This window comes from Pseudomonas sp. BLCC-B112 (assembly GCF_028550695.1).
Lineage (GTDB): Bacteria > Pseudomonadota > Gammaproteobacteria > Pseudomonadales > Pseudomonadaceae > Aquipseudomonas > Aquipseudomonas danubii.
Genome location: NZ_JAQQGK010000003.1, coordinates 501,507 through 514,739 on the forward strand (window position 1 = coordinate 501,507; position 13,233 = coordinate 514,739).

10 protein-coding genes are annotated in these 13,233 nt (G+C 64.4%); 7 read left to right on the forward strand and 3 right to left on the reverse strand.

The window, feature by feature from the left end; genetic code table 11:
* Positions 1 to 82 precede the first annotated feature (82 nt).
* From PQT43_RS11105 to PQT43_RS11115, 3 genes are all read right to left on the reverse strand, one after another.
* On the reverse strand, positions 83 to 1,822 hold the full coding sequence (locus tag PQT43_RS11105) for a dipeptidase (RefSeq protein ID WP_253085368.1): 1,740 nt from the start codon (positions 1,820 to 1,822) through the stop codon (positions 83 to 85).
* Positions 1,823 to 2,035: 213 nt separating this feature from the next.
* Positions 2,036 to 3,280, reverse strand: coding sequence for a saccharopine dehydrogenase family protein (locus tag PQT43_RS11110; RefSeq protein ID WP_102863073.1), 1,245 nt, complete (start codon positions 3,278 to 3,280; stop codon positions 2,036 to 2,038).
* 29 nt (positions 3,281 to 3,309) lie between these two features.
* Entirely contained in the window at positions 3,310 to 4,407 is a 1,098-nt protein-coding gene (locus tag PQT43_RS11115; protein ID WP_102863074.1) for a carboxynorspermidine decarboxylase, read from the reverse strand.
* Between the two features lie 352 nt (positions 4,408 to 4,759).
* Here PQT43_RS11115 and PQT43_RS11120 point away from each other — a divergent pair, with 352 nt between their 5' ends.
* From PQT43_RS11120 to PQT43_RS11150, 7 genes are all read left to right on the forward strand, one after another.
* The gene (locus PQT43_RS11120; RefSeq protein WP_272753879.1) at positions 4,760 to 6,085 is read left to right on the forward strand and encodes a flavin-containing monooxygenase; all 1,326 of its coding nucleotides are present in this window, start codon (positions 4,760 to 4,762) and stop codon (positions 6,083 to 6,085) included.
* Complete coding sequence (locus PQT43_RS11125) at positions 6,085 to 6,495, forward strand: RidA family protein (RefSeq protein ID WP_011061806.1); 411 nt, start codon at positions 6,085 to 6,087, stop codon at positions 6,493 to 6,495. Before PQT43_RS11120 ends, PQT43_RS11125 begins: the two co-directional genes overlap by 1 nt.
* Positions 6,496 to 6,565: 70 nt before the next feature.
* On the forward strand, positions 6,566 to 7,243 hold the full coding sequence (locus PQT43_RS11130; protein ID WP_102863076.1) for a DUF1028 domain-containing protein: 678 nt from the start codon (positions 6,566 to 6,568) through the stop codon (positions 7,241 to 7,243).
* Positions 7,236 to 8,399 (forward strand): acetylornithine deacetylase, encoded by a 1,164-nt coding sequence (gene argE, locus PQT43_RS11135; protein ID WP_267268416.1) that lies wholly within the window; start codon positions 7,236 to 7,238, stop codon positions 8,397 to 8,399. Before PQT43_RS11130 ends, argE begins: the two co-directional genes overlap by 8 nt.
* A gap of 221 nt (positions 8,400 to 8,620) precedes the next feature.
* Positions 8,621 to 10,111, forward strand: a complete 1,491-nt coding sequence (locus PQT43_RS11140; protein WP_267268415.1) for an aldehyde dehydrogenase — start codon at positions 8,621 to 8,623, stop codon at positions 10,109 to 10,111.
* A 108-nt stretch (positions 10,112 to 10,219) separates the two neighbouring features.
* Entirely contained in the window at positions 10,220 to 11,668 is a 1,449-nt protein-coding gene (locus PQT43_RS11145; protein ID WP_110652756.1) for an APC family permease, read from the forward strand.
* Between the two features lie 2 nt (positions 11,669 to 11,670).
* Positions 11,671 to 13,083: an aspartate aminotransferase family protein gene (locus tag PQT43_RS11150; RefSeq protein ID WP_272753885.1), complete on the forward strand. Its 1,413-nt coding sequence runs from the start codon at positions 11,671 to 11,673 to the stop codon at positions 13,081 to 13,083.
* The last annotated feature ends 150 nt before the right edge of the window (positions 13,084 to 13,233 follow it).

A 13,233-nucleotide genomic window follows, 5' to 3' on the forward strand; every position in this document is an offset into this window, starting at 1 on the left:
GGGAGGGGAGTATAGAAAGCGCTGGGCAATCAATCGGAACAAGGTCATCGGACCCGCCATTGCGGCGGGTCCGACAGGTGTGTCAAAGCTTGGGCAGTTGCCCGATACGCCCGACCATCTCGGTGACGATCTGCAAGTCCAGGAGGAACTGGTCCACGGTCTTGAACTCGTTGTCGGTGTGGCCGGTGTACTTGACTTCGGGCCGCGCCAGGCCGAATTGCACGCCGTTGGGCAGCTCATGCACCGAGGTGGCGCCGGCGGAGGTGCCGAACTGGTGTTGCATGCCCAGGTTCTCGCTGGCCACCGCCAGTAAGGCCTTGACCCATTCGCCTTCGGGGTTGCGGTACATCGGCGCGGCGATGGAGGTGTCGAGCGTCACCGCCACCTGGGTTTTCTTGCTCCAGGCCGCCAGTTTGTCGGTGATTTCAGCCTTCAGCGCGTCCGGGGTCTTGCCCTTGGGCACTCGCAGGTTGACCGCCAGCTTGAAGGCTTTGTCATCCACGCCGACGAAGGTCGGGGAGGTGGTCAGCGGGCCCATGAAGGCGTCGGCGAAACCTATGCCCAGCTTGTTCCCCAGGTAGTCCAGGCCCCAGTTGTCGGCGGCGTAGCGGGCACCGTCGGTGAACGCGTTGTGCTTGAGGGCGATCTTGCCGTCGAGGCTGTTGATGAAGTCCAGCATCCGCGCCACCGGGTTGACCCCGGACTCGGGTTCGGAGGAGTGGGCGGACACGCCGGTGACGGTCAACTGCACATCCTTGTCCACCACCTTGGCGGTGACCTGGAAGTTGCCGCCGTTGGCCTTGGCATAGGCGGCACCGGCTTGCTGCAGGCTGGCCACCAGTTCGGCGGGTGTGTCGGTCTTGAAGGTGGCCACCGAGGTGGAAGGAATCTGGTTGGTGGCCAGGCCACCGGTCAGCCCGGTCATTTCCGCGCCCTTGCCTTCGGCGGCACGCCGGGCAAAGGTCGCCATCACCGTGCCGTAGCCTTTCTCGGCGATCACCACCGGGTAGCCGCCATCCAGCGCCAGGTTGTAGTTGGGCGTCGGGTTGCGTTCGAAGTAGTAGGGGATGGCGTCGCCGCTGGTTTCCTCGGTGGTGTCCACCAGCAGTTTGAAGTTGCGTGCCAGGGGCAGCTTCTCTTCCTTGATGATCTTCATGGCGTAGAGCGCGACCACGATGCCGTTCTTGTCGTCCTCGGTGCCGCGGCCGTACATGCGGTCGCCGATCAGGGTGACCTTGAACGGGTCGAGGCGGGTGCCGTCTTCCAGGACCCAGTTTTCCGGGGTCACCGGCACCACGTCGGCGTGGGCGTGGATGCCGACCACTTCGTCGCCGGTGCCGTCCAGGGAGATCTCGTAGACCCGGTTGTCGATGTTGCGAAAGTTCAGGTTGAAGGCCTTGGCCAGGCCCTGGATCTTCTCGGCGATCTTGAGAAACTCGGGGTTCTTGTACTGCGGCACACCGTCGATGTTGAAGGTGGGAATGGCCACCAGTTCACGCAGGGTCTCGGTGGCGGCCTTGCCGTACTTCACCCGGGCGTAGAGGCCCAGCAGGCGATGGATTTCGTTCTGCTGTTCGGCGGACAGGCTCTTGTTGTCGAGAAAGGCGCTGATGGCCGGGACCAGGTTGGCGTCCTTGCCCGCTTCGCTCTTGGCCAGGCTGCCGAGGAACTGACGGAAGTCGCTGACCGAGTGGTCACTGAAGGACTTGAGGATGGCCGCGCTCTGTTGCGGGGTGATATTGGCCTGGGCGGCGCTGGAAAACGCGGACAGGCTGGCGAGCATCAGGGTGGCCGCAGCCAGGTGCTTGAGAGAAAAATCCATTGTTGAGGGCATTCCTTTGCAGGTGATGAGTGGGAAGTGTCTGATGTTTCAGACAGAAACGTTCCCAAGCTAACACTACGAAGGAGGGCGGCGGGAGTCCCGGATGTGGGATCTGTCGCACAGAAATGCAAAAGCGGCGCACAAACGAAAGATGTTACAGGGCGGGGAACAGCGGGCGCCTGGGTCTCGGCGCCCGCTGTGGGTGGGGCAGGATCAGATGGCGGCGTCCCAAGGACGGTCGCCATGCTCGTCCTTGATACGGGTCGGCAGGCCCATCACGTCCAGCGCCTTGAGGAACGGCTTGGCCGCCAGCTCCTCGACGTTGACCATGCGTTGCACGTCCCACTCGCCACGAGCGACCAGCAGGGCGGCAGCCACTGGCGGTACACCGGCGGTGTAGGAAATGCCCTGGCTGTCAGTCTCGGCGTAGGCTTCTTCGTGGTCAGCCACGTTGTAGATGAAGACTTCGCGCGGCTGGCCATCCTTGGTGCCCTTGACCAGGTCACCGATGCAGGTCTTGCCGGTGTAGCCCGGGGCCAGGGAGGCCGGATCAGGCAGCACGGCCTTGACCACTTTGAGCGGCACCACTTCCAGGCCTTCGGCGGTCTTGACCGGTTGCTCGGAGAGCAGGCCGAGGTTGCGCAGCACGGTAAACACGTTGATGTAGTGCTCGCCGAAGCTCATCCAGAAGCGCACGTTGGGCACGTCGAGGTTTTTCGACAGCGAGTGCACTTCGTCGTGGCCGGTCAGGTACAGGTTCTGCGAGCCGACCACGGGCAGGTCGTCGGTACGCTTGACTTCGAACATGGTGTTGCTGGTCCACTGGCTGTCCTGCCAGCTCCACACCTGTCCGGTGAATTCGCGGAAGTTGATTTCCGGGTCGAAATTGGTGGCGAAGTATTTGCCGTGGGAACCGGCATTGACGTCGAGAATGTCGATGGAATCAATGCGGTCGAAATGTTCTTGCTTGGCCAGGGCGGCATAGGCGTTGACCACGCCCGGATCGAAGCCCACGCCGAGAATGGCGGTGACTTTCTTCTCCTGGCATTCCTCGAGGTGCTTCCACTCGTAGTTGCCGTACCAGGGTGGGGTCTCGCAGATCTTGCCCGGCTCTTCGTGGATCGCGGTGTCCAGGTAGGCCACACCGGTATCGATGCAGGCACGCAGCACCGACATGTTGAGGAACGCGGAGCCGACGTTGATGACGATCTGCGACTCAGTCTCGCGGATCAGCGCCTTGGTCGCTTCGATGTCCAGCGCGTTGAGGGCGAAGGCTTTTATTTCAGCGGGCTGTTTGAGGCTGCCCTTGGCCTTGACGCTGTCGATGATGGCCTGGCATTTGGAGATGTTGCGCGACGCGATAGCAATACGACCGAGTTCGTCGTTGTGCTGCGCGCACTTGTGGGCCACCACCTTGGCGACACCTCCTGCACCAATGATAAGAACATTCTTCTTCAATTTATTTACTTCTCCTCGTGTCTGTCCGCTCAGGAAAGGCTGGACAGGTAGTCTTCGAAACCAAACTCGCGCACCACGTCGATGCTGCCATCGAGTTGTTTCACGACAATGGACGGCATTTTCAGACCGTTGAACCAGTTTTTCTTGACCATGGTGTAACCCGCAGCGTCGATGAACGACAGTCGATCGCCGATGGCCAGCGGACGATCAAATTGGTATTCGCCGAAGATGTCCCCGGCCAGGCAGGATTTGCCACACACCATGTAGGTATGTTCACCCGTGCTTGGTGACAGCTTGGCGTTCAAGCGATAAATCAGCAGGTCGAGCATGTGGGCTTCGATGGAACTGTCCACCACTGCCAGGTGCTTGCCGTTGTACAGGGTGTCGAGCACGGTCACTTCCAGGGACGCGCTCTGGGTGATGGCGGCTTCGCCCGGCTCCAGGTAGACCTGCACGCCGTACTTCTCGGAGAAAGCCTTGAGGCGCGCGCAGAAGGCGTCCAGGGCGTAGTCCTCGCCGGTGAAGTGAATGCCGCCGCCGAGGCTGACCCATTCGACCTTGTGCAGCAGGTGGCCGAAGCGCTCTTCGATGGTGGTCAACATCTGGTCGAACAGGCCGAAGTCGCCGTTCTCGCAGTTGTTGTGGAACATGAAGCCGGAGATCTGTTCGATCACGCCTTCGATCTTCGCCGGGTCCCACTCGCCCAGGCGGCTGAACGGGCGCGCCGGGTCGGCCAGCAGGTAGTCCGAGCTGCTCACCTGGGGGTTGACCCGCAGGCCGCGGACCTTGCCGCTGGAGGCATCGGCAAAGCGCTGCAGCTGGCTGATGGAGTTGAAGATGATCTTGTCGCAGTTGGCGAGCATGTCCTCGATCTCATCGTCGGCCCAGGCCACGCTGTAGGCATGGGTTTCGCCTGCGAACTTCTGCCGGCCGAGCTTGAGCTCGTACAGCGACGAGGAGGTGGTGCCGTCCATGTACTGCTGCATCAGGTCGAACACCGACCAGGTGGCGAAGCACTTGAGGGCCAGCAGGGCCTTGGCGCCGGACTGCTCGCGCACGTAGGCGATCTTCTGCATGTTGCTCAAAAGCTTCTGCTTGTCGATGAGGTAGTACGGCGTCTTGATCATTTCAGGGTCTCCGGCAGGGCCAGCCAAAAAGGTAGGCATTGTGCCCTCAGTGCCTGCAGATCGAAAGCACGGAAATGCATTTTCGCCGGGTAATCATCTGAACGGCCAAACTGATCAGTCTGATGGCCGCGGGTTAACGCCCGGACGTCCCCGATCACAGTCCGGCCTCGTGCAACCCTGGGCCGCAGGCCCTCGTGCTGCCTCGTTTTTTCTTATCCAGGGAGCACATTTTTAGTCATTTTCCTTCGCCGACGTCTGTCGCACCATCTGCTGCATCCGACTCACACCCGGGTTCTGAACCAGGTGTCCAGCGCTTGCGCTGACGCCCTTCGTCTTGCAGAAGGACACACACATGACCGTAGAACAAATACAAGTGGATACCTTGGTGGTCGGCGCGGGCCAGGCCGGCGTGGCCATGAGCGAACACCTGAGCAAGCTCGGGGTGCCCCATCTGGTGCTGGAGCGCAGCCGCATCGCCGAGGCCTGGCGCACCGGACGCTGGGACTCGCTGGTGGCCAACGGGCCGGCCTGGCATGACCGCTTTCCCGGCCTGGAATTCGATACCCCTGCCGATGCCTTCCCGGCCAAGGATCAGGTGGCGGACTACTTCGAGGCCTATGCCCGCCAGTTCAATGCGCCGGTCCGCACCGGTGTGGAAGTGCGTAAGGTGCAGCGCAATGTCGGACGCCCAGGCTTCACCGTCGAGACCTCCGAGGGGGTGATCCAGGCCCAGCGCGTGGTGGCCGCCACCGGACCTTTCCAGCGCCCGGTGATTCCGCCGATTGCGCCCAAGGATGCACGGGTTGAGCAGATCCATTCCGCCGCCTACCGCAATCCGCAGCAACTGCCGGCGGGTGCGGTGCTGGTGGTGGGGGCGGGTTCCTCCGGCGTGCAGATCGCCGATGAGCTGCAGCGAGCGGGGCGCCAGGTCTACCTGTCGGTGGGGGCCCATGACCGTCCGCCGCGCGCCTACCGTGGCCGGGACTTCTGCTGGTGGCTCGGGGTGCTGGGGGAGTGGGATGCGGAGATTGCCAAACCGGGCCGGGAGCACGTGACCATCGCTGTCAGTGGTGCCCGCGGCGGCCAGACCATCGACTTCCGCGCCCTGGCCCATCAAGGCATCACCCTGGTGGGGCTGACCCAGGCCTTCGACGGTGAACGGGTGACCTTCCGGGCGGACCTGGTGGACAACCTGGCCCGAGGCGACGAGAACTACCTAGCGCTGCTGGACGCGGCCGATGCTTATATCGCCCGCAACGGCCTCGACCTGCCGCCGGAGCCCGAGGCTAGGCAGCGAGTCCCTGATCCGCAGTGCGTGAAGCAGCCGATCCTGGAGCTGGACCTGCTGGAGGCGGGGATCACCTCGATCATCTGGGCCACCGGCTATGCCGTGGACTTTTCCTGGCTGCAGGTGGACACCTTCAGCGAACAGGGCAAGCCCCTGCACCAGCGCGGTGTGTCCCGCGAGCCCGGGGTCTATTTCCTCGGCCTGCCCTGGCTGTCGCGTCGGGGTTCCTCCTTTATCTGGGGCGTCTGGCACGACGCCAAGCACGTCGCCGATCACATCGCGACCCAGCGCAAATACCTGGCCTACAGCCAAGCCCGGCAGTCCTCGACGCAGACTTCAGCGCAACCAGAGACACCGATCCACAACCTCGACAGCGTGGGAGCCCACTGATGCCTACTCATACCCGTATTCGCATGTTCAACACCAAGGACACCTATCCCAACCAGTCCCTGGACAATGACCTGTGCCAGGCGGTGCGTGCCGGCAACACGGTGTATGTGCGCGGTCAGGTCGGCACTGATTTCGACGGTCGGCTGGTGGGCCTCGGCGACCCGCGAGCCCAGGCCGAACAGGCGATGAAAAACGTCAAGCAACTGCTGGAAGAAGCCGGCAGCGACCTGTCCCATATCGTCAAGACCACCACCTACCTCACCGACCCGCGTTATCGCGAGCCGGTCTATCAGGAGGTGGGCAAGTGGCTCAAGGGCGTATTCCCGATTTCCACTGGCCTGGTGGTCTCGGCCCTCGGCCAGCCGCAGTGGCTCATGGAAATCGACGTGATCGCGGTCATTCCCGAGTGACCCCTGTGCGGTTGTTTCCAGCGGCGCCGAGTCGAGCGTCCATGCAGGCCCAGTGGGCCAAGGAGTTGCCATGACTTTTTCCATCGTTGGCCGCTGTGCCGAAACCGGCCAGTTGGGCATTGCCATCAGTTCGTCGAGCATCGCCGTCGGCGCTCGTTGCCCCTGGGTGCGAGCGGGAGTGGGGGCGGTGGCCACCCAGAACGTGACCCTGCCGGCCCTGGGGCCGCAGATTCTCGACCTGCTGGAGAACCACAAGCTCGATCCCGGCACGGCCCTGGACAAGGCCCTGGGCAGCAACGGCTGGAGCCAGTACCGCCAGGTGACGGTGATCGACGGCCAGGGGCGCACAGCGCTGTTCAGTGGCCAGCAAGCCCTGGGCCTGCACAACGCGCTGGCCGGCGAACAATGCGTGGCCGCCGGCAACCTGCTGGCGGGCACAGGAGTGATCGAGGCCATGGTCGAGGCGTTCGAACAGACGCCGGGCATTCTCGTCGAGCGCCTGCTGGCGGCCATGCACGCGGCCATGGCTGCCGGGGGCGAGGCGGGGCCGGTGCATTCGGCGGCGCTGAGCGTGGTGGACGACCTGACCTGGCCCATCGTCGACCTGCGGGTGGACTGGGCCGATGAAGACCCCATCGGTCAGTTGGCCGGTCTCTGGCAGGCCTATCGGCCGCAGATGCAGGACTACCTGACTCGGGCCCTGGACCCCACGGCGGCGCCCAGCTACGGAGTGCCGGGCAATGAGTGAGCATTCGAGCCGCGAGCTGCTGGCGCGGCTGGTGGGTTTTGCCACGGTCAGCCGCGACTCCAACCTGGAACTGATCGGTTTTATCCGCGACTACCTGATGAGTCATGGGGTGGACAGCGAGCTGATCTACAACCCGCAGCGCACCAAGGCCAATCTGTTTGCCAGCATCGGCCCCAGCGATCGCAGCGGTGTGGTGCTGTCCGGGCACACCGACGTGGTGCCGGTGGATGGCCAGGCCTGGAGCGTCGAGCCGTTTGTCTTGAGCGAGCGGGAAGGGCGCCTGTACGGCCGTGGCACCGCTGACATGAAGGGCTTTATCGCCTCGGTGCTGGCGGCGGTGCCGGGCTTGGTCCGGCGAGAGCTGCGCATACCGATCCACCTGGCCTTTTCCTACGACGAGGAGGTGGGCTGCCTGGGCGTGCGGCCGATGCTCGAACGATTGCAGCAGCGCCCGCACAAACCGTTGCTGTGCCTGGTCGGCGAGCCCACCGAACTGCGCCCGGTGCTGGGCCACAAGGGCAAGCTGGCCATGCGTTGCCAGGTGCGTGGCGCGGCCTGTCATTCGGCCTATGCGCCATATGGGGTCAACGCCATCGAGTACGCGGCGCGGCTGATCGGCAAGCTGGGGGAGATCGGCGGCCAACTGGCCCGTCCCGAACACCACGACCCGCGCTTCGATCCGCCGTTCTCCACGGTGCAGACCGGCACCATCAAGGGCGGCCGGGCGCTGAACATCGTGCCGGCGGACTGCGAGTTCGATTTCGAGGTGCGCACCCTGCCGGAGTTCGATGCCCAGGCGGTGGTGGATGAACTGCAGCGTTATGCCCAAGACCAATTGCTGCCGCAGATGCAGGCGGTACAGGCCGACACCGGGATCGCCCTGCAACCCTTGAGCGCCTACCCCGGGCTGGCCACCGCCGCCGACAGCGAGGCCGCCGAACTGCTGGCGCTGCTCAGTGGTTCGCGGGCGTTCGGCACTGTGGCGTTCGGCACCGAGGGCGGGCTGTTTCATCAGGCCGGTATCCCTACGGTGGTCTGTGGCCCGGGCAGCATGGACCAGGGCCACAAGCCGGACGAGTTCATCAGCCTTGAGCAGTTGCACGCCTGCGACGCCATGCTGCTACGCCTGGGGGATTGGCTGGAGCGTCCGACCTGACCTTGCCCAGCGGTTGACGGGCTCCGTTTCACGCCCCAGGCCATCTCCCGGATGGCCTGGGCGTTGGCGTTTGTGCGGCCCGGCCCAGGGCCTTGGCTACAGAGCTTTTTCATGGTGCCGGAGCATATTTTTAGTATTTTTCCTCTCGCTCGCGGTGACGCACCATCCTCCCTACCTACCTAACAACCAGGCCGTTACAACGGTCGACGAGGGAGTGCAGCGTGTTCGATCTCGGTTACTGGCAGCAGCGAGCTGCCCGGCAAACATTCATTGACCAGGCGCTGATCGGCGGCCAACGGTTGTCCGCCCAGTCCGGCGCCACGTTCGATGCCATCAACCCCGCCACCAATCAACGCTTGGCCCGGGTCAGCGCCTGTGGCGCCGCCGAGGTGGACCTGGCGGTGGCCGCCGCGCGCCGGGCCTTCGACCAGGGGCCCTGGGCGCGCATGGCCCCGGTGGAACGCAAGAAGGTGCTGCTGCGTCTGGCCGAGCTGATGCTCGCCCACCGCGAGGAACTGGCCCTGCTGGAATCCCTGAACATGGGCAAACCGGTGATGGATGCCTGGAACATTGACGTGCCCGGCGCCGCCAACGTCTTCGCCTGGTACGCCGAAAGCGTCGACAAGCTCTACGATCAGGTGGCCCCCGGCGCCCGCAACAGCCACGCCAGCATCAGCCGTGAAGCCTTGGGGGTGATCGGCGCCGTGGTGCCCTGGAACTTCCCCTTGGACATGGCGGCCTGGAAGCTGGCACCGGCCCTGGCGGTGGGCAACTCGGTGGTGCTCAAGCCCGCCGAACAGTCGCCGTTCTCGGCCCTGCGCCTGGCCGAATTGGCCCTCGAGGCCGGTGTGCCGGAAGGGGTGCTCAACGTGGTGCCGGGCCTGGGCGTCGAGGCCGGTCGCGCCCTGGGCCTGCACCCGGATGTGGATTGCCTGGTGTTCACCGGCTCCACCGAAGTGGGCAAGTATTTCATGCAGTACTCGGCCCAATCCAACCTCAAGCAGGTCTGGCTGGAATGTGGCGGCAAGAGCCCGAACCTGGTGTTCGCCGACTGCCAGGACCTGGACCTGGCCGCCGAAAAAGCCGCCTTTGGCATCTTCTTCAACCAGGGCGAGGTGTGTTCGGCCAACTCGCGGCTGCTGGTGGAACGCAGCATTCATGACCAGTTCGTCGAACGCCTGCAAGCCAAGGCTCGGGACTGGCGGCCGGGCAATCCCCTGGACCCGGCCAGCCGTGCCGGGGCCATGGTCGATGCCCGTCAGACCGCCAGCGTCATGGGCTATATCAAGGGCGCCCGGGAGCAGGGCGCCGAGCTGGCGTGCGGCGGTCGGCAACTGATCATCGATGGCAGCGACAACTACATCGAACCGACCATTTTCACTGGTGTGGATCGCCAGATGACCCTGTTCCGCGAAGAGCTGTTTGGCCCAGTGCTGGCGGTGACCGCCTTTGACCACGAGGAACAGGCTGTAGCGTTGGCCAACGACAGCGTCTATGGCCTGGCGGCGTCGCTGTGGAGCGATGACCTCAACCGTGCCCACCGGGTGGCCCGGCAACTGCGGGCCGGCACCGTGTCGGTGAACACCGTGGACGCCCTGGACGTCACCGTGCCCTTTGGCGGCGGTCGGCAATCGGGGTTTGGTCGCGACCTGTCGCTGCACGCTTTCGACAAGTACACCCAACTGAAAACCACCTGGTTCCAGTTGCGCTGAGCCATGCCTTGCGACCTGCTCGCCAGGTCCAGTGCCGCGCCGTCAGAGCGCGTCTTTACCTGCCGCTTCGGCGGCAGGCCCACAACAATAAAAAGCGGAGTGTGTGCCATGACTGCAAGTGTCTCCATCGGGGCCGCAAGCCCCTTGCAACGCGGCGGTTTGCGCCGGGTCCTGGGCCTGGGTTCGCTGGTCTCGGTGGCCGTCGGCCTGGTGGTGTCCCAGGGGGTGATGGTGCTGATGCTGCAAGGGGCGGGGATGGCCGGGCTGGGCTTCTTCATGCCCCTGCTGCTGGCCTATCTGATGGCCCTGACCTACGCGCTGTCCTTTTCCGAGCTGGCGTTGATGGTGCCTCGGGCCGGCAGCTTGAGCAGCTACACCGAAGTGGCCATCGGGCACTTCCCGGCGATCCTCGCCACCTTCTCCGGCTACATGGTGGTGGCGATGTTCGCCCTGTCCGCCGAACTGCTGCTCCTGGACCTGATCATCGGCAAGGTCTACCCCGGCGCGCTGCCGCCGATGCTGGTGGCCTATGGCGTGCTGGGCACCTTCACCTTGCTCAATCTGCTGGGCATTGACGTCTTCGCCAAGCTGCAGACGGTCCTGGCGGTGGTGATGGTGGTGATTCTGCTGACCCTGGGCCTGGGCGCCATCGGCAGCGCGCAGGCGGATCTGCAACTGCCGCTGGATCAGGGCTGGAACCCCATGGAAATGGGGGCGCTGGCGTTGGCGGCGATGGCCATCTGGGGCTTTGTCGGTGCCGAGTTCGTCTGCCCGCTGGTGGAGGAAACCCGCAACCCGGAACGCAATATCCCGCGCTCGATGATCATTGGCCTGAGCATCATTTTCCTGGTGATCACTCTGTATTGCCTCGGCGCACTGCTGTGCATTCCCCGGGAGCAACTGGCGAGCAACCCGCTGCCGCATTTCCTTTTCGCCACCTCGGTGTTCGGTGAGGCCGGCAAGCTGTTCCTGGTGGGCGCAGTGATCACCGCGACCTGCAGCACGGTCAATTCGTCCCTGGCGGCTCTGCCGCGCATGCTCTACGGCATGGCGCAGAACGGCCAGGCCTTTCCCCAGTTCAAGCGCCTGAGTCCGCGCACCCGTACGCCCTGGGTGGCGGTGCTGTTCATTGCCGCCCTCACGGGCCTGCCGATCCTGCTGCTGGGCCAGGACCCGGATTCCATCAGCCTGCTGCTGTTGGCCGCGGCCCTGGCCTGGCTCTTGGCCTACATCATCGTGCACATCGACGTGATCGCCCTGCGGCGTCGCTACCCCGAGGCGCCACGGCCGTTCCGCTCACCCTTCTACCCGTGGCCCCAGGTGCTGGGCATCGTCGGCATGCTGTTTGCGATCTATCACGTCTCACCGTCGCCGCAGATGACCGCGCGGATCTTCGGCAGCGCCGGGGTGGTGCTCGGGGTGATCTCGGTGATTGCCGTGCTCTGGATCAAGCTGGTGATGCGCAAGCCACTGTTTGTTCCCGAGCCGCTGTTGCCCCTCGAACCGGGGCCCGCTGCAACCTCTTCCCTTGAACCCACTTGCCGTGCAGGAGAATGACCATGAGCGCTTCCAACCCTCAGCCAGACAACGCCCCGCAACGCAGTACCCAGGACTACCAGGCTGCCGACGCCGCGCACCATATCCATGCCTTTCTCGACCAGAAGGCGCTGAACGCCGAAGGCCCGCGGGTCATCGTCCGTGGCCAGGGCCTGCACCTGTGGGACAACGACGGCAAGCGCTACCTGGACGGCATGTCCGGCCTGTGGTGCACCAACCTCGGTTACGGCCGCAAGGACCTGGCGGCCGCCGCCAGCGCCCAGCTGGAACAGCTGCCGTACTACAACATGTTCTTCCACACCACCCACCCGGCGGTGGTGGAGCTGTCGGAGTTGCTGTTCAGCCTGCTGCCGGGGCACTACAGCCACGCCATCTACACCAACTCCGGTTCCGAGGCCAACGAGGTGCTGATCCGCAGCGTGCGCCGCTACTGGCAGATCCTCGGCCAGCCACAGAAGAAGGTGATGATCGGCCGCTGGAACGGCTATCACGGCTCGACCCTGGCGGCCACCGCCCTGGGCGGGATGAAGTTCATGCACGACATGGGTGGCTTGATCCCGGACGTGGCGCATATCGACGAGCCTTACTGGTTCGCCCACGAAGGCAACCTGACGCCCGCCGAATTCGGTCTGCGCTGCGCCCGCCAGCTGGAAGAAAAAATCCTTGAGCTGGGGGCCGAGAACGTCGCCGGTTTCATCGCCGAGCCGTTCCAGGGCGCGGGCGGCATGATCTTCCCGCCGGACAGCTACTGGCCGGAGATCCAGCGCATCTGCCGCCAGTACGACGTGCTGCTGTGTGCCGACGAAGTGATCGGCGGTTTCGGCCGTACCGGGGAGTGGTTCGCCCACCAGCACTTCGGTTTCGAGCCCGATACCCTGTCCATCGCCAAGGGCCTGACCTCGGGCTACATCCCCATGGGCGGCCTGGTGCTGAGCAAACGCATCGCCCAGGTGCTGGTGGAGCAGGGCGGGGTGTTCGCCCACGGTTTGACCTACTCCGGGCACCCGGTGGCGGCCGCCGTGGCCATCGCCAACCTCAAGGCCCTGCGCGATGAGGGCGTGGTGAGCCAGGTCAAGAACGACACCGGTCCCTACCTGCAGCAATGCCTGCGCGAAGTGTTCGGCAAGCATCCGCTGATCGGCGAGATCCAGGGCACCGGGCTGGTGGCGGCCCTGCAGTTCGCCGAGGACAAGGCCACGCGCAAACGTTTTGCCAACGAGAACGACATCGCCTGGCGCTGTCGCACCCTGGGCTTTGAAGAGGGCCTGATCATTCGCTCGACCTTCGGGCGCATGATCATGGCCCCGGCCCTGGTGGCCACCCGCGGTGATATCGATGAGTTGATCGACAAGACCCGGCGCGCGGTGGAGCGCACGACCCAGGAAATCGAGGCCGGGCAACTGCCGACGGCCTGAGGACTGCTGCTGGATCGAGCGCTTGTCGGCGCTGTTAAAACACAACACCCCGCCAGAGTCGGACTCTGGCGGGGTGTTGTTTTGTTGCCGTGGCTCAAGGGGAGCCATTTCCATCTGTGGGGTTCAGCCCTGGGCCACTAATCTGTGGCC

Bases quoted from the DNA above. Each gene is read 5' to 3' on its own strand.
- PQT43_RS11145 (WP_110652756.1), top strand. From the start codon at position 10,220: ATGACTGCAAGTGTCTCCATCGGGGCCGCAAGCCCCTTGCAACGCGGC.
- PQT43_RS11105 (WP_253085368.1), bottom strand. From the start codon at position 1,822: ATGGATTTTTCTCTCAAGCACCTGGCTGCGGCCACCCTGATGCTCGCC.
- argE (WP_267268416.1), top strand. From the start codon at position 7,236: ATGAGTGAGCATTCGAGCCGCGAGCTGCTGGCGCGGCTGGTGGGTTTT.
- PQT43_RS11150 (WP_272753885.1), top strand. From the start codon at position 11,671: ATGAGCGCTTCCAACCCTCAGCCAGACAACGCCCCGCAACGCAGTACC.
- PQT43_RS11125 (WP_011061806.1), top strand. From the start codon at position 6,085: ATGCCTACTCATACCCGTATTCGCATGTTCAACACCAAGGACACCTAT.
- PQT43_RS11115 (WP_102863074.1), bottom strand. From the start codon at position 4,407: ATGATCAAGACGCCGTACTACCTCATCGACAAGCAGAAGCTTTTGAGC.
- PQT43_RS11120 (WP_272753879.1), top strand. From the start codon at position 4,760: ATGACCGTAGAACAAATACAAGTGGATACCTTGGTGGTCGGCGCGGGC.
- PQT43_RS11130 (WP_102863076.1), top strand. From the start codon at position 6,566: ATGACTTTTTCCATCGTTGGCCGCTGTGCCGAAACCGGCCAGTTGGGC.